General features: G+C 72.1%; 20 protein-coding genes. 11 read left to right on the top strand and 9 right to left on the bottom strand.

Features of this window, described 5'->3' with window-relative positions:
• Window positions 1-1,194: 1,194 nt before the first annotated feature.
• A complete protein-coding gene (locus tag FRAAL_RS01275; protein ID WP_011601545.1) occupies window positions 1,195-1,854 on the bottom strand; it encodes a YdcF family protein in 660 nt (219 codons plus the stop codon).
• Complete coding sequence (locus tag FRAAL_RS01280; protein WP_011601546.1) at window positions 1,851-2,642, bottom strand: GntR family transcriptional regulator; 792 nt, start codon at window positions 2,640-2,642, stop codon at window positions 1,851-1,853. Before FRAAL_RS01280 ends, FRAAL_RS01275 begins: the two co-directional genes overlap by 4 nt.
• A 389-nt stretch (window positions 2,643-3,031) precedes the next feature.
• On the opposite strand from FRAAL_RS01280, the gene FRAAL_RS01290 reads away from it, so the two are divergent.
• Window positions 3,032-3,535, top strand: coding sequence for a hypothetical protein (locus FRAAL_RS01290; RefSeq protein WP_011601548.1), 504 nt, complete (start codon window positions 3,032-3,034; stop codon window positions 3,533-3,535).
• Window positions 3,536-3,585: 50 nt separating this feature from the next.
• On the top strand, window positions 3,586-3,900 hold the full coding sequence (locus FRAAL_RS01295; protein WP_231861452.1) for a hypothetical protein: 315 nt from the start codon (window positions 3,586-3,588) through the stop codon (window positions 3,898-3,900).
• 843 nt (window positions 3,901-4,743) lie between these two features.
• On the opposite strand, the gene FRAAL_RS01300 is transcribed toward FRAAL_RS01295, so the two are convergent.
• The gene (locus FRAAL_RS01300) at window positions 4,744-6,240 is read right to left on the bottom strand and encodes an HNH endonuclease (RefSeq protein ID WP_041940048.1); all 1,497 of its coding nucleotides are present in this window, start codon (window positions 6,238-6,240) and stop codon (window positions 4,744-4,746) included.
• Between the two features lie 476 nt (window positions 6,241-6,716).
• The gene (gene thrS, locus FRAAL_RS01305) at window positions 6,717-8,765 is read right to left on the bottom strand and encodes a threonine--tRNA ligase (RefSeq protein WP_011601552.1); all 2,049 of its coding nucleotides are present in this window, start codon (window positions 8,763-8,765) and stop codon (window positions 6,717-6,719) included.
• A gap of 981 nt (window positions 8,766-9,746) precedes the next feature.
• Here thrS and FRAAL_RS01310 point away from each other — a divergent pair.
• The 4 genes from FRAAL_RS01310 to FRAAL_RS01325 are packed head-to-tail and all read left to right on the top strand — an operon-like array spanning window position 9,747 to window position 14,693.
• Window positions 9,747-11,114, top strand: a complete 1,368-nt coding sequence (locus FRAAL_RS01310) for a radical SAM/SPASM domain-containing protein (RefSeq protein ID WP_063822587.1) — start codon at window positions 9,747-9,749, stop codon at window positions 11,112-11,114.
• The gene (locus tag FRAAL_RS01315; protein WP_011601554.1) at window positions 11,111-12,286 is read left to right on the top strand and encodes an amidohydrolase family protein; all 1,176 of its coding nucleotides are present in this window, start codon (window positions 11,111-11,113) and stop codon (window positions 12,284-12,286) included. Before FRAAL_RS01310 ends, FRAAL_RS01315 begins: the two co-directional genes overlap by 4 nt.
• Entirely contained in the window at window positions 12,283-13,128 is an 846-nt protein-coding gene (locus FRAAL_RS01320; protein WP_011601555.1) for a phytanoyl-CoA dioxygenase family protein, read from the top strand. The genes FRAAL_RS01315 and FRAAL_RS01320 overlap by 4 nt, the downstream gene beginning before the upstream one ends.
• Window positions 13,125-14,693, top strand: coding sequence for a B12-binding domain-containing radical SAM protein (locus FRAAL_RS01325; protein ID WP_011601556.1), 1,569 nt, complete (start codon window positions 13,125-13,127; stop codon window positions 14,691-14,693). Before FRAAL_RS01320 ends, FRAAL_RS01325 begins: the two co-directional genes overlap by 4 nt.
• On the opposite strand, the gene FRAAL_RS01330 is transcribed toward FRAAL_RS01325, so the two are convergent.
• Window positions 14,687-16,108 (bottom strand): ATP-grasp domain-containing protein, encoded by a 1,422-nt coding sequence (locus tag FRAAL_RS01330; protein ID WP_011601557.1) that lies wholly within the window; start codon window positions 16,106-16,108, stop codon window positions 14,687-14,689. The genes FRAAL_RS01325 and FRAAL_RS01330 overlap by 7 nt on opposite strands.
• Window positions 16,101-16,904, bottom strand: a complete 804-nt coding sequence (locus FRAAL_RS01335; protein WP_011601558.1) for a methyltransferase domain-containing protein — start codon at window positions 16,902-16,904, stop codon at window positions 16,101-16,103. The genes FRAAL_RS01330 and FRAAL_RS01335 overlap by 8 nt, the downstream gene beginning before the upstream one ends.
• Before the next feature lie 247 nt (window positions 16,905-17,151).
• Here FRAAL_RS01335 and FRAAL_RS01340 point away from each other — a divergent pair, with 247 nt between their 5' ends.
• Window positions 17,152-19,128, top strand: coding sequence for a BTAD domain-containing putative transcriptional regulator (locus FRAAL_RS01340; RefSeq protein WP_011601559.1), 1,977 nt, complete (start codon window positions 17,152-17,154; stop codon window positions 19,126-19,128).
• A 404-nt stretch (window positions 19,129-19,532) separates the two neighbouring features.
• Here the strand turns inward: FRAAL_RS01340 and FRAAL_RS01345 are convergent, their stop codons facing one another.
• Together FRAAL_RS01345 and FRAAL_RS01350 are read right to left on the bottom strand one after the other, a co-directional pair.
• On the bottom strand, window positions 19,533-20,192 hold the full coding sequence (locus FRAAL_RS01345) for a peroxiredoxin (protein WP_011601560.1): 660 nt from the start codon (window positions 20,190-20,192) through the stop codon (window positions 19,533-19,535).
• Between the two features lie 139 nt (window positions 20,193-20,331).
• Window positions 20,332-21,144: an Fpg/Nei family DNA glycosylase gene (locus tag FRAAL_RS01350; protein ID WP_041938657.1), complete on the bottom strand. Its 813-nt coding sequence runs from the start codon at window positions 21,142-21,144 to the stop codon at window positions 20,332-20,334.
• 107 nt (window positions 21,145-21,251) lie between these two features.
• Here FRAAL_RS01350 and FRAAL_RS01355 point away from each other — a divergent pair, with 107 nt between their 5' ends.
• From FRAAL_RS01355 to FRAAL_RS01365, 3 genes are all read left to right on the top strand, one after another.
• Window positions 21,252-22,223 carry an acyl-CoA dehydrogenase family protein gene (locus FRAAL_RS01355; protein ID WP_050997304.1) on the top strand — a complete coding sequence of 324 codons (972 nt, stop codon included), beginning with the start codon at window positions 21,252-21,254 and terminating at the stop codon, window positions 22,221-22,223.
• 88 nt (window positions 22,224-22,311) lie between these two features.
• Window positions 22,312-22,911, top strand: coding sequence for an SAM-dependent methyltransferase (locus tag FRAAL_RS01360; RefSeq protein ID WP_041938659.1), 600 nt, complete (start codon window positions 22,312-22,314; stop codon window positions 22,909-22,911).
• 78 nt (window positions 22,912-22,989) lie between these two features.
• Window positions 22,990-23,859, top strand: a complete 870-nt coding sequence (locus tag FRAAL_RS01365) for a glycosyltransferase family 2 protein (RefSeq protein WP_011601564.1) — start codon at window positions 22,990-22,992, stop codon at window positions 23,857-23,859.
• On the opposite strand, the gene FRAAL_RS01370 is transcribed toward FRAAL_RS01365, so the two are convergent.
• Window positions 23,753-24,766 carry an alpha/beta hydrolase gene (locus FRAAL_RS01370; protein WP_011601565.1) on the bottom strand — a complete coding sequence of 338 codons (1,014 nt, stop codon included), beginning with the start codon at window positions 24,764-24,766 and terminating at the stop codon, window positions 23,753-23,755. The genes FRAAL_RS01365 and FRAAL_RS01370 overlap by 107 nt on opposite strands.
• 203 nt (window positions 24,767-24,969) lie before the next feature.
• Between FRAAL_RS01370 and FRAAL_RS01375 the strand changes: the two genes are divergently transcribed.
• Window positions 24,970-26,070: a PucR family transcriptional regulator gene (locus tag FRAAL_RS01375; RefSeq protein WP_011601566.1), complete on the top strand. Its 1,101-nt coding sequence runs from the start codon at window positions 24,970-24,972 to the stop codon at window positions 26,068-26,070.
• Window positions 26,071-26,193 lie beyond the last annotated feature (123 nt).

Genomic DNA, 26,193 nt, shown 5'->3' on the forward strand with positions numbered 1-26,193 from the left:
TCGGGGGCGCGGGCGGCGCTGGGCTCGAGTCGGGTGGGGCGGCCGGTCGGGTTCGGGGGCGCGGGCGGCGCTGGGCTCGAGTCGGGTGGGGCGGCCGGTCGGGTTCGGGGGCGCGGGCGGCGCTGGGCTCGAGTCGGGTGGGGCGGCCGGTCGGGTTCGGGGGCGCGGGCGGCGCTGGGCTCGAGTCGGGTGGGGCGGCCGGTCGGGTTCGGGGGCGCGGGCGGCGCTGGGCTCGAGTCGGGTGGGGCGGCCGGTCGGGTTCGGGGGCGCGGGCGGCGCTGGGCTCGAGTCGGGTGGGGCGGCCGGTCGGGTTCGGGGGCGCCGAGCGTCAAGAACGGACAGCGTCTCTTGTCGGCCCCTCCATTTTTTCGCCCTGTCCCGACGGCGCTTCGACTTAGCGGAGCGGTGGGCGCGTCAAGGGTCATCCGAAGGATGATCGCGTAGCGACGCGCAGCGCCCTTGACGTGGTCGCCGGTCCGTTAAACGATCCGGCGCCAGCGGGAAAGGGGGAAACCGACCGCCGGTGACCGGCGTTCCCGATGGGGCTGGTGCCACTGTCTGCCAGGCTGGTAGCTGCTCCTCGTCGCGCCGGTCTCCCGTGTGGCCAGCACGCCCTGGACCCTATGATGGTGGACATGTCGTCCCGGCCGTCGCGACCTCTCCAGGTGGGGGTCGTCGCAAGTGTGACGGCGGCGGTGGCTGGCCTGTCGGGCTACGATTCGACGCCAACAGGTTTTCAGATCTCCATGCTCGTGATGAGCTCACTACTGACAGGGTGGCTCGGGTCCGATCTCGTAAGCCCCTTTTCAAAAAAGCCTTCGGTTCGCGCGTTACAGGGCATATTGCCCTGTAACGCGCTGATCGCTAGACCCCTCGATAGAGAATAGCAACCGGACCGGGCTGTTAATGCCTAGATGTGCCCTGCTAAAAGAGATTGCGGGGGTTGTGACGCTCCGACGTGTCCGACGGGCCGACGCGCCCGCGGGGACGACGCCCCGACGGGGTGCCGACCGAAGGGAGGCGGGGCCCCGTCGCGGTGCGGCGGCATCGCAGGCGCGGCGCGCACGGCGGGGCGCGGCGTGTGCGGCACGGCCCCGGCGGCGGCCCGAAGGGCCGCCCTTGAAACCATGAAGAAAGTTCGCGATGGATACTCTCGGAGGTCGGTCGATTACTAGTGGTCCATCTTTGTGATCATCAGGTGATCAGGCGGCCGGTGTATCCGGCGGCGACGAGGTCATCGTAGGCGTCCCGGACGTGGTCGGGGACCGGTTGCGGGATGGCGTATCCGCGTTCGGCGTAGAGCCAGATGCGTTGGGTGTCGCCGACGAGCATGGACACGACCCGGTCGGTGTCGCCGATGCTGGCCATGTAGTCGTCCAGACTCATGGGCTGCGATGCGCACAGCACGTCGACGTCAGGCCACAGCTTCCGGCAGGTGGCGTAGGCGCGGCGCTGCTGGTAGGGCCGTGAGATCAGGGTGACGGACCTGGGTGTGATTCCGTGGGCGGTGAGGAGTTCGCGGGTGCGGGTGATGTTCTCGCCGGTGTTGCGTGCGGTCGGTTCGACGAGGATGGCGGTGTCGGGGACGTTGAGGGTGAGTGCGTGTTCGCGGTAGTGGACGGCTTCGCCGCGGGGGAACGTGGCGATGGTCGTGGGTGCGTTGGCACCGGTGAACACGATCCGGGGGAACATGCGGCGGTGGTAGAGGGTGGCGGTGCAGGTGGCGACGCTGAGATCGTGGCTGCCTAGCCCTATTCCGATGTCGGTGGGGCGTGGGTCGTGGTGCATGTCGTGGTAGTTCCACAGCACGTCGACCGGGGTTCGTAGCGCGCTGGGCAGCGGGGTGGCGGTCACGGGCGGCCTGCGGAGTCGGGGATCTGGAACCGGTAGGACCAGGCGAACCGTGATGCCGGGTGCACGCCGATGGCGTATTCGACGGGTGTGTCCTCGGCGGTGAAGGTCGTCCGGTGCAGCTCGACGACGGGTTCGCCGGGCGGGAGCTGCAAGGTTGCCACTTCCTCGGGGGTCGGCATCCGAGCTTGTAGTTCCTCGTCGATCCAGGCGGGTTCGAGGCCCTGGTCGGTCAGGACCCGGAATCCGCCACCTGGGCCGGCGGGGCCGGCGCTGTCGTCGGTCAGGTGGGTGCCTTCGACGTGTTCGGGTCGGTAGTAGCTGGTCAGCGTGTGCGTGGGCTGGTCGTGTTCGCGGATCAGGCGGGCGCGTTCGTAGACGTCGGCGCCCTGGTCCACGGCGAGTGCGGCGGCGACGTCGGGTGCCGCGGGAACCCGGCGGACCGTCTGCGTCTGGTCGCCGGGCTCCCAGCTCCGGCCGGATGCGACCCGGTCGGCGGCGAACGCGACCAGATCGGCACCCTGCCATTTCGCCTTGTCGTAGCGGTCGATCCCGAGTCGGCGCAAGGGTGGCCGGGACCGAACGTAGACCCCGGCTCCTGCACGACCGCTGACCAGACCCTCTTCCTTGAGGCGGGTGACGGCGAGCCGTGCGGTCTCCGATGCAACGCCGTAGTGCCTGGCCAGTTCCGCGGTCGAGGGAAGCGCCGCCCCCGGAGCCAGGCGCCCGGACGCGATCTGCTCGCGGAGATCCGCCCAGATCCGGTCAGAAGCCCCACGCCTACTGCTCATCGACCGAGTGTAGATGCTCCCTAGGAAGGTCTTGACCTACCTAGGGAGGTGGGGGACGCTTAATACCTACCTAGGAAGGTTGCTTCCTCTGGCGCTGCTGGCGCTGGCTGGAAGGCGGCCGACTCCTGTCGTCGTCTCCTCGGAAGGGGGCTGGTTGTGGCCGGGTGCGAAGCAGAGGCCGGCATTGCCGGGTCGGGGGGTGGCGTGCCGGTGGCCCCGGGGGTGCAGTGGGGGTTGGCGACGTTCGGCGCGGGGCGGCGGTTGGAGGGGCTGATTGGCCCGTTTGATTCGCCGGCGGCGGCGCAGCGTCACGCGCGGGAGAGGTGTTACGGGGATTGGGTGGTGGCGCCGATGTTGTGCGTGACCGACGCGGAAGGGGTGGCGGTGCTGTGAGCCTGATCGAGGGCGACGGTCCGGATGATGTCCGCTACCGGTGGTTGCCGGAGGTGGCGTTACCCGACACCGATGGTCTGCTGGTCTGCGCGGAACCGGTGTGGGACGGGCAGGCCAGGCGGCCGAAGATGGAAGCGGACTTCTGGCCGGTGGCGGCGGGGGTGCTGGTCGAGGCCGCGTTCGGTGCCGCCGGGCGGCCGGGGGTGATGGCGGTGGTCGTGCACCGCGGCAGTCGGGATCTGGTCGCGTCGCGCTTGGCGATGGTGGTGGGCCTGCGCCTGGCGGTGCGCTCCGCGCGGCGGGGGCTGGTCGTGTGCGGCGGGTCGTTGAACGGGTTGGACGCGACGTTTCAGGGGCGGCGGCCGGTGGCGCATGAGGTGCTCGTGTGGGAGTCGGGGGATGTCTGGGTGCCCCGGCGGGTGTGGGAGGTCATGGCACCGGACCGGTATGAGCAGTGGATCAGCCGCCGGCAGATCCTCGGCCTGGGCCGGCGGCCGTGACCGCGTCCGGCGGGCAGGCCAGTATTGGGCCGGAGGGTCTGCCGTCGCTGGTGGACCGGCTGCGGCTGGTGCTTTCCGCGCGGATCGCCGGGGAACTGCCCGACGCCGACCGCGCCACGGTGGAGGTGGTGGTGGGTCGGGTGTTGGCGTTGCTGGCCCGGTCGGCGGCGGTGAACCGGTCCCATCCGTTGGCGGACGCCACCCTGTATCTGATGGCGCACGCGTTGGAAGACCAGAGTCTGCACCGGTCGCTGACCGGTATTCGCTTGCAGCTTCCGGGGCTGACCGTGGACACCGCGACGTTCCGCAGTGAAGTGGAGTTCCTCCGTCGGATGGGTGGACGCGAGGAACCTTCGCAGGAGTGATCGCGGCACTGTGAGCCGGTGACGGGTGAGGAGTCACGCCTGCCTGTCACCGGGGAGAGGACCCGCGCGTCTCGTCCACGCGGCGGGCGTCTCTTCCCTCGTGATCGGCACGCAGGCCGGTCACGGAAGTCGGCCCCGGACTGGTAGGCGCCCCCTCGCCACCGGTCCGGGGCCGCACTCGTGCCCAGACGAACGCCCGCACCCAGATCACGGCGGGGTGACGGCGGGACGGGCAGGGCGCGCCCCGGGGGTTCTCCGGAGCCCCTCCGGGTCTGGTCCGGGTCTGCTCCGCGTGCACTCCGGGCCGTCCACTCCGCGCGGGCTTCGGGCTGACGCGCGGTGTACTCCGCGTCTGCACCGGCGGAATTCCGTGGAATAACCGAATCTGCACCGTTCAAAACCGGTATGCGCGGCGGCAGGGTAGGTGGTGCGGGAACCATTCCGGTTTCCGCTTTTCCCCTCCCTGACCCCGGGGGTATTCCTGTGCGCCACCGCCTTCTAAGCCGATCATGTGAACGGGCCCGGCGGGTACCGGCCATCGATCCCACCCCACCCGACGGGAACATACGTTCGATCCCGGTCGTTGGGGATGAGGCGGGTGGGGCGTTGGTCGTCCTGCCCCGCTTCGCGTGTGCTGTGACGCCGGGTGGACGGGCTACCTCGTGGGACCGCGGTGACGGTCCGGGTCGGGCTCGGGGCGTGTCTCTGAGTGCCGTCCTGTTCCCGTCGACCCCCGTGCCTGCCGGTCGCGTGCGGCTGACGGGCGGGGTCCGCCTGGAAGCGGTGTTCCCCTGATGCAAGGCCAACGTGACGGTGTGCACGGCTCCGACGGTGAGCCGAGGATCACCGGGGAGAGGTTCCTGCCGTTCGACGATGAACCGGACGGCGGCCCGGCCGACCCGGATGGCGCCGTGGCGGATGCGGTGTCGACGATGGTGCAGCCGGCAGGATCGCCGGTGCCCGCGGACGGGCGGGCGGGTGGGCTGCCCCCCGCGGATAGATCATCGATGGCGGATCATGTCGCGCGGCTGCTCGCGCGTGCGCCGCGTCTGACCGACCGACAGAAGATGGATCTTCGTCGGATGCTGGGTCCTCCGCCCCGGTGGGGAACATGATCGAATGGTGGTGCCTCAACCGAAGTGTGAGGCGGTCGATGTCGGTGTCACCGCCCCGGGTCCATTCGGTGAGGTGGTGGATCTGCAGGAAGCGGGTGTGTCCGCAGCCGGGGTACTGGCAGTGGCCGTGGTCGCGGGCGTAGACGGCGTCACGCAGCCGCTGGCCGGGGTGACGCTGCCGCCGGCCCAGGTGCAGCGGGTTGTTGCCGTCGGGGTCGGTGACCAGGCCGCGCAGGAACCCGTCACAGCCCAGGCGTGCCACGACCTGCCGGGACAGCCCGATCCCCCCGTCGACCTGCGCCCACGCCCCGATCCCGATCCGCGCCATCCCCACCGGCCCCGCGGCGCCACCATCTGCTGCCCTGGCCGGGGTGCTGTCCTCGCCGCCGCTGGCCGTGCCGTCGGGGCTGGCGGTGGTGTCGGGCAGGGTCGTGGTCAGGTGGACGGTCAGGGTGTGCTCGGGGGCCGTCAGCCCGGGTGCCTGCCGGTCGAGGAACCCGTCGGCCAACGCGACGAGCGCCTCGGCGTCCCGCCTACGATCCCGCGCCCGGACCACACTCTCCCCGTCCGCGGGCACCTCACCGGCCTCGGCATCACCGGGGGAGTCGAGGGGGGTGGTGGTGTCGAGGCCGGCCCGGGCCGCGTCCAACGCCGCGATCAGCCGGGCACCGTCGTCCGGGGAAAGCACCGCGCTCACCCGCAGCATCCCGTCGTCGTCGTACTGCCACCCCAGCCGCGGCGCCGACCGGCGGGTCTTCTCCTGCCCGCGGGCCTGCCGGGCGCAACGCACCAGCCGCTCGATCTGCCCGGCGGTGCAGAACCGGGCATGGGTCAACCACGCCTGCTCGGAATGCTCGTCGGCAATCCGGGTCACCGCCCGGACCTTCGCATACGACAGGGTGCCCGCGGCGAACGCGGCCCGGATCGCCGGCAGACGCTCCAACGCATGCCCGGTCGCCACCTGCTCCCGCGCGGTGCGCAGACCGATCCCGCACCGCCACGACAACCAGTGCGCACACGACCCCAGCCCCATCCCCGACCAGCCCTGGCGCCGATCGAACGCCGCCACCGCCAGCAGCCAGGCACACGTCGCCGCCGCGATCCGCCCCGCCCACCGGCAGATCACCTCCTCCACCTCCCCCAACGACGCCGACTCCACATCCACCCCCAGCGCCGAGGAGGCGGCAGGATCGGCGGAAACGGGGAACACAGGAACAGCCATCATGATCACCGGGCCAGGGGTGTCGTCGAACAGGACTCGAACATCGTCCCACCCCCCACCGACAAAAACCCACCAAGATCAACCAGGCGGCAACGCCCACACACCGCCGCGACCGACCCGCACCCCCGGCCGCGACGCCGAACCTGGGGCCTATAGCCGCCATCGCGCCATCGCGGCATCGCGGCATCGCGCCATCGCGGCATCGGATCATGGAATGCTACGGAAGCCGAACCGGCCGGCAGCGGACCCGGAAACGGTGCCCGGCAGCCACCCAGGCGACTACGCCGGCACCCCAAAGACGATCTTGGTGTTCCGCGGAACCGGCACCGACCCGAGCTCCCGGCCGGAATGTGCATCCTGGGCGGGAGCCGTTGGCCGGATCGATGATCACGATTGTTCGTGGAGGGACCGAGGACCAGACGGCGCCAGGTGGCGGTGATCGGTCGCGTCGGCTGGGTCAGTTGGTCGCGCCGACTGGGTCAGTCGGTCGCGTCGACCTCGGTGGGTGTCGCGTCCGAGCCCGCGCGCAGGTGGCCGGCGCCCTCGAGGCTTCTGGTGTCGATCAGCTCGCGGACCCGGCGGACGAAGTCGGCCAGCGGCATGGACGTCTCCTGACCGGACCGGTCCCGCACGGAGACGCTGCCCTCCTCGACCTCGCGCCGACCGACGACGACGATCAGCGGGATCTTGCGGGTGACCGCGGTGCGTACCCGGGCCGGGAGCCGGCCGTCGCTGGCGTCGACGTCGACGCGCACGTCCGCGTCGAGCAGCGCCTGACTCACCGTCTCGGCGTACTCGTCGAGCTCCGGCATGATCGGGATGACCCGGACCTGCTCCGGGGCCAGCCAGACGGGGAAGGCGCCGCCGAAGTGCTCGGTGAGGAACGCGACGAACCGCTCGTGCGAACCCAGCGGCGCCCGGTGGATGACGACGACCTGCTTGTCGGTCCCGTCGGCGTCGTGGTACTTCAGGTCGAAGCGCTGCGGGGTGTAGAGGTCGACCTGGTTCGTCGAGGCGGCGAACTCCTTGCCGGTCACCGAGCGGATGATGAAGTCGACCTTCGGGCCGTAGTGCGCCGCGCCGCCGAGTTCCTCGACGTACGGGATGCCGGACTCGTCCATCGCCTCGCGGGTGATCCGTTCGGCGTCCTCCCACATCTGCGCGTCGTCGTGGTACTTCGTCGTGTTCGCCGGGTCGCGCAGGGCGAGAACCATGTAGAAGTCGGTGATCCCGAGCGCCCGGTAGTACTCGTCGTGCATCCGCATGACCTCGAGGAACTGCTCCTTGGCCTGCTCGCGGGTGCAGTAGATGTGGGCGTCGTTCTGGGTGAAGCCGCGGGCCCGCATCAGGCCGTGCAACTGGCCGCTGCGCTCGAACCGGTACACGGTCCCGTACTCGGCGATCTTGTAGGGGAGCTCGCGATAGCTCTTCGGCCGGGCCTTGTACACCATGTGGTGGTGCGGGCAGTTCATCGGCTTGAGGTAGTAGTTCTCGCCCTCGATCTGGATCGGGGCGTAGAGGTCCTCGGCGTAGTACGGCAGATGCCCGGACAGGAAGTAGAGGTCCTCCTGGGTGATGTGGGGCGTGACGACCCGGCGGTAGCCGAGGCGCCGCTCGGTCTGGCGGGCCCAGCCCTCCAGTTCGTCGCGGATGATCGTCCCGTTGGGCAGCCACAGGGGCAGCCCCTTGCCGATCTCCGGGCTGAACGCGAACAGGTCGAGATCCTCGCCGATGCGGCGGTGGTCCCGCTTGGCGGCCTCCGCCAGCGCGGTCAGATACTCCTTGAGCGCCGGACGGGTCGGCCACGCGGTCCCGTAGATCCGCTGCAGCTGGGGGTTCTTCTCGTCGCCGCGCCAGTAGGCGGCCGAGTTGCGCAGCAGCGCGAACGCGGGGATCAGATGGGTGGACGGCAGGTGCGGGCCGCGACACAGGTCGGTCCAGACGACCTCCCCGCTGCGGGGATCGACGTTGTCGTACATCGTCAGCTCGCCGCTGCCGACCTCGGTGGCGGCCGCGCCCGAGGCCTCCCCCTTGATGTCGACGAGCTCCAGCTTGAAGGGCTCGGCGGCGAGCTCCTCGCGGGCCGCCTCCCGCGAGGTCAGCACGCGGCGGCGGAACCGCTGGCCCTGCTTGACGATCTCCCGCATCCGGGCCTGGATGCGTTCGAGGTCCTCGGCCTGGAACGGTTTGGGCACGTCGAAGTCGTAGTAGAAGCCGTTCTCGATCGGCGGCCCGATGCCGAGCCGGGCCTCGTCGAAGAGGTCCTGCACCGCCTGGGCCATCACGTGCGCCGTCGAGTGCCGCAGCACCGCGAGGCCGTCCGGACTCGACATCGGCACCGCCGTCACCTCGGTGTCCACAGCCGGCACGGCGGTGAGGTCGCGCAGCGTGCCGGCGGCGTCGCGGACGACCACGATCGCGTTCGGACCCGACATCGTCAGGCCGGCGGCCTTCACCGCCTCCGCAAAGCTGCTACCGGCTGGAGCGGACACCCGCTCCTCGGGCACCGCGGGCATACGTGCCGACATGGCCGCCTCTCAAGATCCTTGATGCTCTGCCTTCCTCCGATTGATCGTAGTCGCCCGCGCCGGGTGCACCGACGCACCCGCCCGGGCGTCCGATGTTCCTTCGGGGGGCCTCGTTCGGGGCGCTCTTCACCGAATTGCCCGCCCCGCGGCCCGAAGGCAGCGGCCCGAAGCCGGTGGTTCGAAGCCGGTGGTCCGAAACCGGTGGCTCGCCCCGGGCGGCAGCGTGTCATTCCGATCGGCGCCTGGGCGCCCCCGGCGTCCGGGTGGAGCAATGACCGGGCGGGGCCGACCCCCGCAACGGAGCGATATTCCCGTTCGGGGGTGGAGCCGCCGGAAATCCTCTCGGGCGAATCCGGATATCGGGCGCCTAATAGACCGTGGACTGAAGATCTAATCCGTCGTAATCCCGGCCGAGTCGTCCGGCCGGCGGCGGCGCCGGCCGGAAATGTGCCCGTCGGGGCGACTTCGCCGTGCGGGCTGCGCCGGGACCGGGCAGGCCGGACTCCGCGGGCGCCCGAACGGACAGCCCACCGCCATGGGACGGGTGCGCTGCCCGGCGGACCGCACCCGCCTCGGCGCCGGCGCCTGGGCCGCGCCGCGGATCCGGCGAGGGGCGCGCGCTGACCATGGCATCCGCATGCCGGCGCCCGCCTGCTCGCGCGCCGGGTGCCGCGGCGGCGAATGTGCTCGCATTGGTCCGCGGTCACGAAGTGCTACGTATGGCGATCTCAAATCTTTGTCGCGGCGCAGGTCACCGCTTTTCCTATAGGCGTGGGCGGGACCGTGTCGCTGCGCTGCGTAAACATTTGCGGGACGTCGTGGATGCACCAGGGTTGCCGGCCCGAGGCGGTGGTGATCGGCGTGAAACATCCGGCTGGATGCGAGGACTACCCGTTCAGGTCAGAAGCCCTTGTCCGGTGCGACTCCGTGATTTACCCTCGTTGGGCGGCTGCTTTTGCACAGCCTATGCTTGGAGGGCTCATGGCTGAACTCCGCCCGCTTCCTCTCTTTGCCGGCCCATTCACCACGCTCGACGGCCGGTACTCCGCCTTCGCGGACGGAAAGGTCCTACGTGTGGGCCTGAAGATGAACACCCCGCCGACCTGCAACTGGAAATGCCCCTATTGTTATGCGGGCGATCCGGAACTGCACGGACGCCCCCGTCAACCCACCGTCATGACGGCGAACGAGTCGGGATCGGTGCCCCTGCACCGCGACCCGGCCTGGGAACGGCGGATGGAGGGCTGGCTCGAGCAGGCGATCGCGCTCGGGCTGCAGGCGGTGACGGTGAACGGCACGTTCGAACCGCTGGCCGCGCCGGACTGGCAGGACACGATCTCCTTCCTGCAACGGCGGGGCATCGCGGTCACGCTCGTCACCAACGGGGGGCTGCTCACGCCGGAGTCGATCGACTGGATCGTCGCCAGCGGCGTCAACCTGCTGACGAAGCTGAACGTGCCGGTCGTGGGGCCCGACGATCCCCGCCGCGCGCGGCTGGCCGAGGTGCAGAAGTACCTGTCCGGTCTGCCGCGGGACGCCGAGACCGTCTACGCCCGGCAGATCGCACTGATCGAGCGTCTCGAGGTCGCCGGCCTGACGGTGACGGACGAGCCCGGCCGCACCAGGCTCGGCGTCGAGTCGGTCATCGCCCGCGACAACCTGGAGTTCCTCCCGGAGCTGGTGGCCCAGCTGCGCGAGCGGAACATCTACTCGCACATCGAGCTCAGCAAGCTGCAGGGCTTCGCCCGGACCAACCCGCACCTGGTGATCCGCCGGGCCGAAATCGAGGAGCTGTTCGAGACCGTCCGCCGCCAGGACGCCGCGATGGGCTACGAGCCGTACCAGGCCAAGCCGCCCTGCCTGGCGGGCGCCTGCTACGAGAACCTGTACCGCCTCGACCTGCACGCCGACGGTGCCGTCAGGCCCTGCCCGGGGATCGAGACGACGATCGGTGACCTCAACCGGCAGCCGCTGGCCGAGGTGCTCGGCAGCCCCGCGCTCGCCGTCATCCGCAACCTCGACGACCACATCCAGGGCGACTGCCGGGACTGCGACCTGCTCGCCACCCGGCAGTGCTACGGCGGCTGCCGGGGCACCGCCTACCAGGCGATGGCGAACTCGGGACGCGGCGAGTACGAACGCTGGACCGCGTCCGATCCGTCCTGCTGGCGGGTGCACCGCGTGCTCGACGACGGCACACTCGCGCAGGATGTCCTCGACCGAGCGCTGACCACCGACGAGATCGCGCGGCTGCGCCTGCCCGACCTGGTCGAGGCCGGTGCGGCCGGTGCGGCCGGCGCGATCGGTGCGATCGGTGCGGCCGGCGCCACCGGCGAGGGGGCGCGGTGAACCGGCCGCTGATCTCCGCCGACTCGCACCTCTGCGAGCCGCCCGAGCTGTGGACATCCCGGCTGCCGCGGCGCTACCAGGAGCGAGCGCCCCGGGTGGTGAACCTCGACGGGCGGCCGGGGGAGTACTTCGTCTGCGAGGACATCCAACCGCGCAGCGTGTACGCGGCCAGCGCCGCCGGCGTGCCGTCCGAGGAGCTCCCCCGCCGGGCGGCCCAGGGCTTCGCCGCCGCCCCACCCTCGGTGTGGGATCCGCGGGCGCGGCTCGCCGAGCAGGACGTCGACGGCGTTGCCGCGGAGGTGCTGTTCCCCACCTTCGCGGACCTGGTCTTCGGCTGCCGCGACGCCGAGTTTCGCCGCGCCTGCCTGCGCGCCTACAACGACTTCGTCGCCGAGTACTGCGCCGCCGACCCGAACCGGCTCGTCGGCACCGCCCTGGTGGACGACGCCGACCCCGGGCTCGCGGCGGCGGAGGTCACCCGGGCGGCGGGTCTGGGCCTGCGCGGCGTCGTGTTACGCGCCGACCCGGAGCGGTCCTACGCGGACGCCTCCTTCGACCCGGTGTGGGAGACCGCCGTCGGCCTCGACCTGCCGGTGGTCATCCACCGGGGCGCCGTCCGCCGCGACATCACGATCGACGTCCACGGCGCGCTGCTCGACTACGTCATGATCCCGTCCCAGGCCCAGCGCGCGCTCACCGCGCTCGTCTTCGGCGGTGTCTGGGAGCGGTATCCGGCACTGCGGCTGGTCCTCTGCGAGTTCGACCTGCTGTGGATGCCGCATTTCCTGCAGCGGCTGGAGCACGCCGACCACCGGTTCGGACGATCCTTCGGCGTCGACCTGTCCCGGCCGGCCCGCGACCAGGTGACCGACGGCGTCTGGGTCACGTTCCAGCACGAGACCGACGAGGTGACCCGGATCCTGCCGAGCTGGTCGCGTGAGCGGCTGATGTGGGCCTCGGACTACCCGCACGCGGACTCCACCTGGCCGCACTCGGTGGGCAAGGTCGCCGAGCTGCGTGCGGCGGTCGGGCCCGACACCACCACGCTGTTCACGCACGACACGGTGTCCCGGCTGTTCGGGCTGCGCCTGCCGGCGACCGCCCCGACCGGCCCAACCGCTCCGACCGGCCCGATCGCTCCGGTCGCGTCACTCGAGGCGGCGCGTCCATGAGCGAGCGGACCGATACCGCCCGGCTCGACGTCGAACGCTACCGCGCCGAGGGTCTCGTCATCGCCCCCGAACCGATACCGGCCGAAGTCCTCGACGATGTGCGGTCGGACCTCGTCGACTATCTGCGGGACGACCCGAGCGATGTGCCGGACTTCGTGCCCGACCTGATGGCGAGTGGCTTCGGCCTGCGCTACGGCAGCCACCCGGTGCTGCTGGACGCGGTGTCGGCGGTGCTCGGCGACGATGTCCTGCTGTGGGCCTGCGGGATGTTCGGCAAGCCGGCGCGGGTCGGCAAACCGACGCCCTGGCACCAGGACGGCCACTACTGGCCCATCCGGCCGCTGGCGACGTGCACGGTGTGGCTGGCGCTGGACCGGTCCGGCCCGCACAACGGCGGACTGCGCTACGTCGCCGGTTCGCACCGGGCGCGCACGCTGCTCGGGCACCAGCGCTCCGACGGGCGCGACACCACCCTGAACCAGGGGCTGGAGCTCGACGAGCCACAGCGCGCCGCCGTGCGCGTCGCCGAGCTGGAACCGGGTCACTTCTCGCTGCACGACGTCCATCTCGTGCACGGATCCTCGGCCAACGTCTCCGGGGCGCGCCGCGCCGGAATCACCTTCCGGTACATGCCCGCCACCTCCTACTACGACCGTGATCTCGCCCGCCGCCAGCACCGCGAGCTCGGCGTCCCGGACATCTCCGGGCGGGTGCTCCACCGAGTCCGCGGCGTGGACCGCACCGGCCGCAACGACACGGTGGACGCGACGGCCGGGCCCTGGACCGCTGCGGCGGCCCCGGCTGGCGGGCCCGCGCCGCCCGTGTCAGGGAGACCCTCGTGAAAGTCGCCTTTGTGAACGTCAACGCCAAGCAGGACGCCATCGGAGGGCGGGAGCTGACGTTCTACGAGAACAAGTGCAGCATCGAGCTGGGCACGCTCTACCTGGAGGCCAACGTCGCGTGGCGGCCGGAGGACCGCACGCTGCAGGTGAACCTGCTGCACCTGCTCAGCCGGGGCGAGGACTGGCGTTCGGCGCTCGGCCGGTTCGCCCCCGACGTCGTGGCGCTCAGCGCGTTGACCTACTACGCGCCGGAGCTCGCCTTCGTGGCCGGCTGGGTCAAGGCGGAGTTCGGCAGCGTCGTGGTCGTCGGCGGCCCGCACGCGACGGCGCTCGGCCGGAGCGTGCTCGACGACGACAACATCGACTACGCCCTGGTGGGGGAGGGCGAGGCTGGTTTCAGCGACCTGCTCGACCTGCTCCGCGAGGGCGGCGGTGACGGCGGTGATGGCGGTGGCGGCGGCAGTGGTGGCGATGGCGGTTCGCCGCGGGCGGACGTCGTCGGGCTCGTCTACCGTGAGCCCGACGGGACCGTCCGGGCGAATGCGCGCGGCGTCGTGCCCGACCTCGACACGCTCGCGACACCCACCCTCGCGCACCTCGACCCGACCCTCTTCGCCGGATACACCTCGCTGCTCAACCTCAAGGTGCGGTACGTGCCGATCGTCACCACGCGGGGCTGCCCGTACCAGTGCGTGTACTGCCACGACATCATGGGGAAGTCCGTGCGGTACCGGTCCGCGGCGGCGGTGGTGGCGGAGGTCGACTACTGGCGGGAGGCCGCCGGCGTCGACACGTTTCTCGTCTACGACGACATCTTCAACATCCACCGCGGTCGGGTACGGGAGATCTTCGCCGAGTTCGCCCGGCGGCCCGGGCTGCGCTTCGCGTTCCCCAACGGCCTGCGCGCGGACCTGCTCACCGAGGACATCGTCGACCTGCTGCTCGAGGGCGGCACGTTCTACGCGATGGTCGCGGTGGAGTCGGGTGACCGACGGGTGCAGGAGGTGATCAAGAAACGGCTGAACCTCGAACGCACCCGCAGGATGATCGAGTACATGGGTAACGCGGGCGTCATTCTCGGCTCGTTCAACATCTTCGGCTTCCCGTCGGAGAGCGAGGCGGACATCGAGCGGACGATCGAGTTCAACGCGTCGACGACGGGGCTGAGCAAGGCGAACTTCTTCGTGCTGTCCCCGCACGAGGGCACCGAGGTCTGGGACATGGCGATCGACCAGGGTTATGAGCCGCCCCGTGGTGGTGCGGGCGAGGGCTATTTCAGCGCCCGGGAGAGCTCGCCGACTGCGGAGGTCTCCTGGCATCGCCTGGAGGAGCTGCGCCGGGAGGCGTACAGCCGCTTCTACCTGACCCCGGCACGGGTGCGCAAGGTCCTCACCGACACCGCGCGGAACATGACCCCGCAGGAGAAGCACACCTTCCACAGCGTCGACTACTCGTTCGTGCTCCGGCAGTTCCTCGACGTCGACTCGCTCGATGCGCTGCCGCGCGGCGAAACCACCGAACTCCTGCACGACCTCCTGCCGGCCGGAGTGCTGTCCGGCTACTGACGGCCCACATGACGGGCGCCCGTCGGATGGTCGCCCGTGACGAAGCGGATGCGTTGCTGCGCCCAGCGGCCGAGGTCCTCCGCGGTGGCGAAGTCGGCCGCCGCGATCATGACGTGGACCGTGCAGTGGTCCGAGCGCGGCGCGCGATGGATGTAGGTGCCCGGGTGCTCGTAGACGCAGACCTCCACGACGTCCGGGTGCGCCCGCACCTCGTCCAGCCCCTCGATCGCCCGCAGCATCCCCTCGTCGGCGAACAGGCCGAACGTCATCACCGCGGGGCTGCGCCGCTCAGGTTCGGGCCGCTCAGGTTCGGGCCGCTCAGGTTCGGGCCGCTCGGGTTCGGGCCGGTCGGGTTCGGGGGCCGGCGCCGCGCGCCCGTTCGCCGTCGGCGCGCCGGTGGCGATCCGGACCATCGTCTCGACGAGGTCGACGCCGTGGGCGAGCCGGGCCGACCGGAAGATCGGGCCGCCGCCCATCCGCGCCGCGACCTCGAGTAGCACCGGCCCGGTGTCCGTCGTGCGCATCTCGGCGTGGAACACGCAGTCCCGCAGGCCGAGCGCGCGCACGGCGCCGGCCGCCACGTCGTCCACCCGGGCCAGCAGCTCCGCCGGCAGCCGGGAGGGCGACGACCACAGCACCTCCTCGAAGAAGGGGCCGTCGGCCGGCAGCGGCTTGTCGTGGTGGGCCAGCACCCGCACCTCGCCGCCGACGACGCTGCCCTCGACGCTCACCTCGCCGACGGGCAGGTCCAGCGAGCTGGCGAACCACCGCCGCCCGCCGATGAGCTGCTCGACGAGCAGGCGAGGTGCCGCGCCGCCGCGGAAGGTGGCGTGCACCAGCGGGTCGCCGGCGACGACCTGGGCGCCGCCGCGCAGCACGTCGTCGAACGCGGCGGCCAGCTCGGCCGGGTCGTGCACCGTCCAGACGAACAGGCTGCCGCCGGCGAGCAGCGGCTTGAGCACCACCGGGTAGCCGATGTCCGCGGCGATCGCCAGCGCCTCGTCGAGCCGCCCGGCGGTGCCGAACCGCACCGTCGGCAGGCCGTGCTCGGCGAAGGCCGCCCGCATCCGGGACTTGTCCCGGGCCCGCTCCAGCACGTCCCCCGGCGTGAACGGCAGGCCCAGCTCCGCCGCCACGGCCGAGCAGAACGCCAGACCTGTCTCCGACAGCGAGACGATGCCGTCCGCGACGCTCCCGCGGCGGGCGAGCAGGTCCCGCGTGGCGCGGATCGCGGCCGGCGCGTCGAGCCGGTCGATCCGCACCACGTCGGCGAGGAGTTCGTCGGCCCAGGGCGGGACGTCGGTGTGATCCTCGGCGAGCAGGACGACGCGCGGGTGGATTTCGGCGAGGCGGATGAGCGCCGGCCGGCGTGGTTCGTTGAGGGGGCTGTAGACGAGGAGCGCGCCCTCAACCATCCCGGCGCGCGATGCAGGCATAGAAGTTGCGGGTGAAGACGAACTCGTCGCGTTCGGCCCCCGCGGCCAGCTCGGCGAGCCACCGGTCAGCCTCCGCGGCGGCGAATCCGGCGGTGACGACCCAGTCCCGGATCCGGGTGAAGAATGCCCGGTCGAAGGTCCGATCAATACGGACCGTCGAGTGGAACCCGGTGACGGTGAAACCGGCGTCCCGCAGCAGCGAGGGCAGCTTGCGCCCGATCCAGCCGTCCTGCCAGAAGTCGGTCGCCGCATCGAGGATCCGGCGGCTGAGGTCCCGGTCGCCCGGGTGGATCACGGCGCTGCCGAAATCCTGGTCGAGGACGGCGGCCGTCCCGCCGCGACGGGTGAGCCGGTGCATCTCCCGGAGGATGCCGGCGGGGTCGGCGGCATGCACCAGCACGGTCGCGGTCGTCGCGAGATCGAACTGCTCGTCCGGCAGCGGCACCTGCGTTCCGTCGGCGGCGAAGATCTCGAACCGGCCAAAGCGTTCGGCCGCCCGCCTGGCGAGGTAGGCGCTGCGATCGATGCCGACGGCCCGCTCGACCTGGTCGGTGCCCAGATGGCCCACCAGCCGGTCGAGAACCTGCCCGGTGCCGCAGCCGACCTCGAGGACCGTCCGCGCCTCCCGCGGCAGCAGATCGAAGAACCAGTCGAGGACGGCGGGATAGTAGTGCCCGGCCATCCGTTCGAGAAGAATGCTTTCCTCGAAGGTGGGATCGGCTCCCGAATCGATGGTGTCGAACGGGTCGACGTTGCGTTCGATCGAGATTGTCACTACTGCGCTCCCGGGGTCCGAAGGGCACTGAGCGAACGGCCGTCCTTTCGGACCACGATTTCCGGGCCGCTGCGCCCCGTCAAGCTCGACTGTCGGCGCTGATAGGCGGTATCAACATTTGACCGTATTTGCGGCGGTGTCGGGTGGGTGGGTGGCAGGCGCTGCCGCCCCGGTCCAGATCGACGCCGCGTGGCACCATCGAGGTGCTTGGCGCGGTTCGTCCGTCGGGCGACCTGAGGGGGGACGAGTGGAGACTCTGCGGATCGAGCTGTTCGGCCACTTTCAGGTCACGGTGGGAGACCGGGCGGTCCCGGACGCGACCTGGTCGCAGCGCAGGCCGGCGGCGCTCGTCAAGTTGCTCGCCCTGGCACCCGGGCACCGCCTGCGCCGGGACCAGGTGATGGACGTCCTGTGGCCGGAACTGGACCCGGCCGCGGCCGGCCGTAACCTGCGCAAGGCCCTGCACGCGGCCCGCCGCGCGCTCGACGGCGAACAGGGCGCGGATCTCATCGCGTCGGTCGGTGACCTGTTGTGCCTACCGGCGGATCGGCTGTCGGTCGACGTGGACGAGTACCGGTCGGCCGCCGCGACCGCGCGGCGCACCCGGGCCGTCGACGCACACGTCGGCGCGATCGAGCGCTACCGGGACGGGCTGCTGCCGCAGGACGTCTACGAGGACTGGGCGGCCGCGCCGCGCGATGCCCTGCGTGATGACTGGCTGGCGCTGATGGCGGAGTTCGCGGAGCTGCTCGAAACCCGCGGGGACCTCAACCATGCCGCCCGGACCGTGCAGCGCCTCGTCGCCGCGGATCCCCTGAGTGAGGACAACCACGCCTGGCTGATGCGGCTGTATTCCGCCGCCGGTCGCCGTGGCGAGGCCCGGCGGCAGTACCAGCGGCTGTGCGACGTGCTCGACGCGGAGCTGGGGATCGAACCGAGCCCGTCGACGCAACGGTTGTACGAGGAGATCCGCAGCAACCTCGCGGCCGAGCCGGAGCAGGCGATCGAGGTCTGGGAGCGGGTCGGGGACCTGCGCGCCCAGTCGGGCGACGCCGCGGCGACGATCACGGCCTACGAGCGGGCGCTGCGGGCCGGACCCGACGCGTCGACAGCCGTCCGCCTGCATCGCAAGAGCGCCGCCACGCTGGTGACGCAGCAGCAGCTCGACGCGGCCGAGACGCACCTGGACGCGGCGGACCGACTCGGGCCGGACGCCACCGACCAGGGCCGGCTGGCCGGCGTGCGGGCGAGTGTGATGCGGGAACGCGGCGACCTCGCCGCAGCCCGCCAGCTGGCCGACCGGGCGCACCAGGTGGCCGTGGTGCACGGCGACGCCGACGCCGTCGTCGAGGCGCTCGAGGAACAGGCGATCCTGGCGCACATCCAGGGCACCTGGCGCACGGCGCTGCAGCTCCAGATGCCGCGGCTCGCGGCGGTGGACCTGGGCGGCCGGGTCAGCCGGTTCTTCGAGATCAACCACTGCATCGGGCAGTACCAGCTTTACGAGGACGCCCTCGCCGGCGACGTCGAGCAGTACGCGCGCGAGACGCTGGCGCTGGCCGAGCGAGCCGACGCGGTGGCGGTGCAGGCCTTCGCCTGGTGTCTGCTCGGCGAGTCGCTGCTGTTGCGCGGCCACTGGGACGCCGCGGCCGCCTGCCTGGACCGAAGCTGCGAGCTGTACGCGCCGATGGGCAGCCGATCCGTCGCGCTGCCCTGGCTGCGCCGGGCCGAGCTCGCGATCTGCACGGGTGCCTTCGACGAGGTTGCGCCCTACCTCGGGCGGGCGTCCGCCATCGCGGCGGTCACCCCGCTTGCCCGGCACGCCTGGGGGCGGTTGCACGCCACGGCCGCGCTGGCGGCGCTGGAGCGGGACGATCTCGACGGCGCCGTCGAGTCGGTGCGGGCGGCGTCGCGCACCGCGGCCCACTACGGCGACTGCGCCAGCTGCGGCCTGTTGCTCAACCCGGTCGGCGCGGAGACGCTGGCGCGGACCGGCGACGTCGCGGGAGCGCGGGCCTTCGCCGAGGCGGCCCGGCGGGCGGCGTCGTTCCACGACAGCATGGCCTGGACGGCCATGGCCGAGTCGGCGGCCGCAAGTGCCTCGGTGGCCGCAGGCGACCCGGTCGAGGCTCGCGTGGGGTTCGACTCGGCCGCCGCGCTGTACGAGAAGGCCGGGCAGCCGTTCTGGGCCGCCCGCTCGCGCCGCCAGGCCGCCGCGGTCTGAGGACCGCCCCGGTGACGGCCGCCGGACCTGGTCCGCGGTGCCCGGCTCGGTGGCCCACCCGGGTTGGGCCCGACTGCGGTGCGCTCTGCACGGTCTGTGCCCGCGCACCGTGCAGAGCGCACCGCACGCCGCCGGTGCACCGCGACCGGCCGGTATGGCCTGCGGTCGGTGGCCCGTCCACTCGCGGCCGAACCAGGAGGCCGTCGTCCTGATCGATCAGGACGACGTCAACGTCGTCGCGAGACTCGGACAGTCGGATCGTCCGCTCCGGGCCGCCGAGCACTGCCCCCGGTACACGCCCCTGCCCCCGACCGCTGACTCGACCTGCTGCGTGACTCAGGCTGCTGTGCGGCTCAGGCTGCTGTGCGGCTCAGGCTGCTGTGTGGCTCAGGCTGCTGTGTGACTCAGGCGGTCGGCTGCGGGACGATGCGGATGTAGGGCTTCGGCTCGTCCCAGGTGCCGAAGATCTCCTTGGCCTGGTCGTTGGAGACCGAGCCGGCGATGACGACGTTCTCGCCCTGCTTCCAGTTCACCGGGGTGGCGACCTTGTGCTTCGCGGTGAGCTGCAGGGAGTCGATGACCCGCAGGACCTCGTCGAAGTTGCGCCCGGTCGTCATCGGGTAGACCAGCACCAGCTTGATCTTCTTGTCCGGGCCGATGACGAAGACGTTGCGCACGGTCTGGTTGTCCGCCGCCGTCCGGTCCGACGGGTCACCGCTGACGTCGGCGCCGAGCATGCCGTACGCCTTGGAGATCGCGAAGTCGGCGTCGCCGATCAGCGGGTAGTTGGGCGCGGTGCCCTGGGTCTCCTCGATGTCCTTGGCCCAGGCGTCGTGCAGCTCGATCGGGTCGACCGAGAGGCCGATGATCTTGACGTTGCGGCGGTCGAACTCGGGCTTGATCGACGCGACGTAGCCGAGCTCGGTCGTGCAGATCGGGGTGAAGTTCTTCGGGTGGGAGAACAGCACCGCCCACGAGTCGCCGATCCACTCGTGGAACTTGATCGGGCCCTCCGTGGTCGCGGCCACGAAGTCGGGCGCGGTGTCACCGATCGTCAGGGACATTACTCACTCCGTTCACAGAGGAAGCTCGGCGAGGGACGCCGAGGTGGTGCGTCGTGAAGGACTCTACGGACACGGCGTTCCCTGGACGTTCCCTTGGCACGCAGGCCTCCGCCGAGGCTCGTCGGGTCGTGCGGCCTTGTCAGGACGGTCGCTGGCAGCCGGGGCACCAGAACAGGTTGCGGGCGGCCAGGCGGTTGGTCAGCACCGTGGTGGCGCAGATCAGGCAGGGCTGGCCGGCGCGGCGGTAGACGTAGACCTCGCCACCGTGGTCGTCGACCCTGGGCGGACGGCCCATCGCCTCGGGGGTGTGCTCGGGGCGCACGGTGTCGATCCGGCCCGTGCGCACCCCGTCGGCCATCAGCGTGACCAGGTCGGCCCAGATGGCCGTCCACTGCCGCCGGGTCAGGTCCCGTCCGGGTAGCAGCGGGTCGACACCGGCCCGGAACAGCACCTCGGCCCGGTAGATGTTGCCCGGGCCGGCCACGACCATCTGGTCGAGCAGGAGGACGGCGATCGGGGTGCGGCTGCGCTCGATCCGGCGCCAGGCCAGGTCCGGGTCGGCATCGCCGCGCAGCGGATCGGGGCCGAGCCGGTCGCGCAGCGTCTTCACTCCACCGGGTTCCAGCAGCTCGCAGGCGTTGGGACCGCGCAGGTCGGCGTAGCCGGTGTCCGCGGTGAGCCGCAGCCGGACGGCGCCGGTCGGCACGGGAGCGGGCCCGGGGCCAAAGGCGTAGGTGCCGTAGATGCCGAGGTGCACATGCAGGACCTGGTCGTGGTCGAACCGCAGGAGCAGATGCTTGCCGTGCGCCTCGGCGTCGGTGAGCGGCCGCCCGTCCAGCCGGCGCGCGCCCTCGGTGAACCGCCCCTGGGGGCTGGCCACGGACACCGTCCGGCCGGCGAACATCCGCTGGTGAACCGCGGCCAACCTGTGCACAGTGTGACCTTCGGGCATAGTCGGGCGATCATACTGCCGCGGACGGGGTATCCCCTCCTGCGACGAGCGGCCCGTGGACCTGGGTGGCCGCCCGCGGTGAACCGGATGTGGGCCACGGGGGGACCATGCGAGCACCTGGTCGGGTACGGGCTGAGGCGTTGGCCGAGGCGTGCGCGGCGGCGGGGGAGCTGCCGCTTCCGGGGCGCGGTCGGACGCTCGAACGCTGGGCGGCGCTGGCCGCGCTCGCGGCGGACGACCTGGTGCTCGCGCGGCTCGCCGAGGCGCACGCCGACGCGGTGGCCGTCGTCGCCGAGCTCGCGGGCGCACCGCTGCCGCCGGGGTCCCGCTGGGGGGTCTGGGCCGCGGAGGACCCCACCGGGGTCCTGACCGCCGTCCCGCTCGACGGGCAGGGGGCAGGCTGGCTGCTCGACGGCGCCAAGGCCTGGTGTTCGGGTGCGACCCTGCTGACCCACGCCCTGGTGACCGCCCGTCGAGGACAGTCTCGTCAGCTCCTCGCGGTCGCGCTGGACGCCGCGGGGATCACCGTCGCCGCCGACGACTGGGCCGCCGGCGGCATGAAGGCAGCCGATACCCGGCGGGTCCGCTTCGACCGGGTGCCCGCCCGCGCGGTCGGCGGGCCGGACGGCTACCTGCGCCGTCCCGGGTTCTGGATCGGCGGGATCGGCGTCGCGGCCTGCTGGTACGGGGGTGCCACCGCCGTGGCGGCACCGTTGCGGGAGCGGGTCGGCGCCCGCGGGGACGACCCGCACGCGGCGGCCCATCTCGGCGCCGTCGACGTCGCGCTCGGTGGCGCCCGCGACGTGCTGCGGGCGGCGGCGGACGCGGTCGACGCCCGCCCCGAGGCGGATCACGCTCGCCTCGCCCGCCGGGTGCGGGCGACCGTGGCGGGGGCGGCGGCGGAGGTGATCCGCCGGGTCGACCGGGCGCTCGGGCCGGGGCCGCGCGCCCGCGACCGCCAGCATTCCGCCCGCATCGCCGATCTGGAGGTCTACCTCCTTCAGGAGCACGCCGAACGGGACCTGGCCGCTCTCGGCGCCGCCGTCGTCGCCGCGGCCGAGCCCGACTGGTCGCTGTGACCCGCCGGCGGCGTCCCCGCTGTCGTTGCTGACCCGAACCCGGGTACACCGCGGGAAGCCGGGCCGCGAGGGCTTCACGGAGGGTTCGATGACGCTGCCGCCGCAGTACTTCGACGAGATGTACGCGGGCGACGGAGACCCGTGGGGCTTCGCCGACCGCTGGTACGAGCGGCGGAAGCGGGCACTCACCGTCGCCCTTCTTCCCGACGACCACTACGCGACCGGCTACGAGCCGGGTTGTTCGATCGGCCTGCTGACCCGCGATCTCGCCGGCCGCTGCGGGCGGCTGCTGGCGACCGACGTGGCGCCCGCCGCGGTGGCGGCCGCCACCCGCCGGACCGCCGACCTGCCGAACGTGCGCGTCGAGGCGGCGCGGCTGCCGGGGGACTGGCCGGCGGGGACCTTCGAGCTCGTGGTGCTCTCCGAGGTGGGGTACTACTTCGACCAGGCCGACGCCCGCCTCGTCGCCGCCCGTGCGACCGCCTCGGCGGGCACGCTGGTCGCCGTCCACTGGCGCCATCCCGTCGAGGACTACCCGTGCGGGGGCGACGAGGTGCACGCGCTGCTCGGGCAGGCCGCCGTCGGCGCCGGTCTGACGCGCCTCGTGCACCACCTCGAGGACGATCTGGTGGCGGACGTCTGGGCGCGTGACGGCCGCTCGGTCGCCGCGCGAACGGGCCTGCGGTGAGACGGGATCAGCCTCCCGCGGACCGGGATCAGCCTCCCGGGGACCGGGTCAGCCGCCCATGAACCGGATCGGCCGTTCGTGAACCGGATCAGCAGGGTCGCCGTGGTGGTCCCGGCCCATGACGAGCAGGACCTGATCGGGGACTGCCTGGACGCGTTGGGCGAGGCGGTCCACCACCCCGGTCTGCGCGGCGTCGTCGTCGAGGTGCTGGTCGTGCTCGACGACTGCGGCGACGAGTCGGCCCGGCACTGCCGCAGGCGGGCCGTGCCGACGCTCGCCGTGCGCGAGCGGAACGTGGGAAGGGCCCGGTCGCGCGGATTCGCGCACCTGATCTCCCGGGCGGCAGCGGACGCGGCTCCGGCCGGTCCGCGCGCGGTGTGGCTCGCGACCACCGACGCGGACAGCCGGGTCTCCCCCGACTGGCTCACGGCCCAGGTGCAGTTCGCCCTCGACGGCGCGGACGCCGTGTTCGGCGTGGTCGACATCGACGACTGGGACGGCTTTCCCGCTCCCGCGCAGCGACGTTTCCTGCGGCACTACCGCGGGACGGAGCCGGCGGATTCGGGCTGGCACCGGCATGCGCACGGCGCCAACCTGGGCATCCGCCTGGATGCCTACAACCGGGTCGGCGGCATCCCCCCGCTCGCCGTCGGCGAGGACAACGCGCTGGCCGCGAACCTGCACCGCCATCCCGACCTGCGTGTTCTCCACACGACGGCGGTGCGGGTCACCACCAGCGCGCGCCGCGACTCCCGAGTCGACGGCGGATTCGCCCACGTCCTGAGCGGCTTCGAGCAGCCCGGGGGCCACCACACCGGCGGTCCTGCACCCGCCCACGGTCCTAGTACTGCCACGGCACTTGGGAGTCCCGGCTCGGGGCAGGACGAGGTTCGAGGCCGAGGCGGCGGACGATCGCACGATCCTCGTCGGCGATCATCTGCCGGGTGACCTGGGCACTCTGGATGAGCCGGGAGCCGTGGAAGGTGCCCGGATAGAGATGCAGCTCGGTGGGCACCCCGGCCTGGACGAGTCGTTGCGCGTACGCGAGGCCCTCGTCGCGCAACGGATCGAACTCGCAGACCGAGACGAACGCCGGCGGCAGGCCGGACAGGTCCGCCGCGCGCGCCGGCGCCGCGTAGGGCGGCACGTCCGCGGCGGGGCCGCCGGCGCGGTCGGCGCCGCCCACACGGTGGGCCAGGTAGTAGCGCCAGGTGAGCGCGACCTTTCCGCTGTTCCACATCGGGGTGTCCGTGAACGTGCGCATCGACACGGTGTCGAGACGGTCGTCGAGTTTGGGGGCGGTGAGGAACTGGAAGCAGAGGGCGGGGCCCCCGCGGTCGCGGCTGAGCAGGGTCAGGGCGGCGGCGAGGCACGCGCCCGCGCTGCCACCGGCCACGGCGATGCGCGCCGGATCGACGCCCAGGTTCGGCCGGGCCTCGCGGGCCAGCCAGAGCAGCGCGGCGTAACAGTCGTCGACCGCGGCCGGGTAGGGGTGCTCGGGCGCGAGCCGGTAGTCGACGCTGACCACCACACAACCCAGCTCCGCGAATCGCAGTGCCTCGCCGTGCGCCATGTCGAGATCGCCGAGAATGAAACCGCCGCCGTGCAGGAAGAGCACCGCCGGACAGTCGGCCGGGGCCGTGACGGGACGGTAGACCCGCACCCGGACGTCCGGCGCGCCCGCCGGTCCCGGGACTGGTTGGTCGGTGATCGAGACCGCTGCGCCGGCATCGGGCCGCGGGACGGCCGCGGCGAGCCGACGCACCAGCGTGCGGGCCCGCGCGACGTCGGTGATCGGGACGTCGGCCAGGAGCGCGACCCAGGGCGCGATTTCCGGGTCGAGGGCATAACCCACTGGCAGATCCTCCCGTCCGTGACCTGTCACCCGGGGGCCGGGACGCCTGGCCATCGTCGAGCCCGGGACCGTTTCGTGTCCACGGGCGGCCGCGAATACGGGTGAGGCTGTCGGCGGGTTTGGCTGTCGGCGGCCGATGCCATCGTCCGCCCTGCTCGCCTCGCCGGTACCCGCGGGCCTGCCCACGGTCGTAGTCTCCTGGCATGGAGGGGCTGATCCTGCGGCTGGCGGACCTGGATGAGGGTGCGCTGGGCGCGGTGCGGATCATCGCTTTCTTCGACAGCTTCGTCGAGCACCGGGCCAGCCTGGAGGCCGTGCTGTCGGCCACCGCCCAGTTCGCCGGGTGCGAGGTCGGCCTCGCCGGTGGTTCGGTGCCGCCGTTGGTGGTGCGGGCTGGTGAAGGAGTCCCGTTCGCCGGCGACCCGCCCGACGGTGCGGCCCGGGCGCCGGTGGGCGATGACCGGTGGGTGTGGCTCGCGCGGGCGGGACAGCCACTCGCGCAGGATCGGATGCTCCTGGACCGGCTGGCGCACGCGGTCCGCGCGTTGTCCCCTCGGCCGCGGCTCGACCATCCCGGGACCGGGGATCCGGCGTTGCTGGAACTGGTGCTCGGCGCGGGCGCCGATGACGCCGGCCGGGCGCGTGCCCTGCGGCTGCTCGGCATCGAGCCGACCTGCTCGGTCACGGTCTACGCCGTCCGCTCGCCCGATCCCGCGGCCGGCGCCGAGTTCCTGGCCGGGCTGCATCCCTGGGTGCGGGCCGTGCGGATCGGCGACGTGCGCGCGGTGGTCGGGCGGGAGCCGCCCGTCGGCGAACCGACGATCCCGACCGGCGTGCGGGTGGGTCGGTCCGTGCCGATGCCGGCGTCCGCGGCGCAGCGGGCGTGGCGCGGCGCCCGCACGGCGTTGCGCTTCACCGGGTCGGGGCTGCCGGCCGGACTGGCCACGCTCGCCGGAGGGTCGGCGCTGGTCACCGAGGAGAGCCTCGGCGTCTGGCGGGACGTCGCCGAGCAGGTGCCCGGCGAACGGCTCGCCGCCTCGCCCGACGTCGCGGCGCTGCGCAGGCTCGGCGCCGAGCCGCAGGGTCCGCAGACGCTGGCCATGCTCGTCGCCGTCGGCGCCACCGCCTCGCTGCGGCAGGCCGCGGCCGTGCTGTACGTGCACCACAGCACTCTGATCGCACGCCTGGCCAAGGCCGAGCGCGTCCTGGGTTTCTCCATCGACACCCCGGCGGGCCGAACCCGGCTGACGGCCGCACTGATCATCCGGGCTCTCTGCGCAGATCTCGACGACCTTCCGACCTGAATCGACCGGACCGGACCGTCCAGCTGCGCCACCGCGTCGGTGAAACTCTCGTCGTCGAGCTCCTAGACCTCCGGGGCCTGCGCATGACATTGCGCATGACCCTGGCAGGACTCATTGCTGACC

The sequence above is a fragment of the Frankia alni ACN14a genome (assembly GCF_000058485.1).
GTDB classification, from domain to species: domain Bacteria; phylum Actinomycetota; class Actinomycetes; order Frankiales; family Frankiaceae; genus Frankia; species Frankia alni.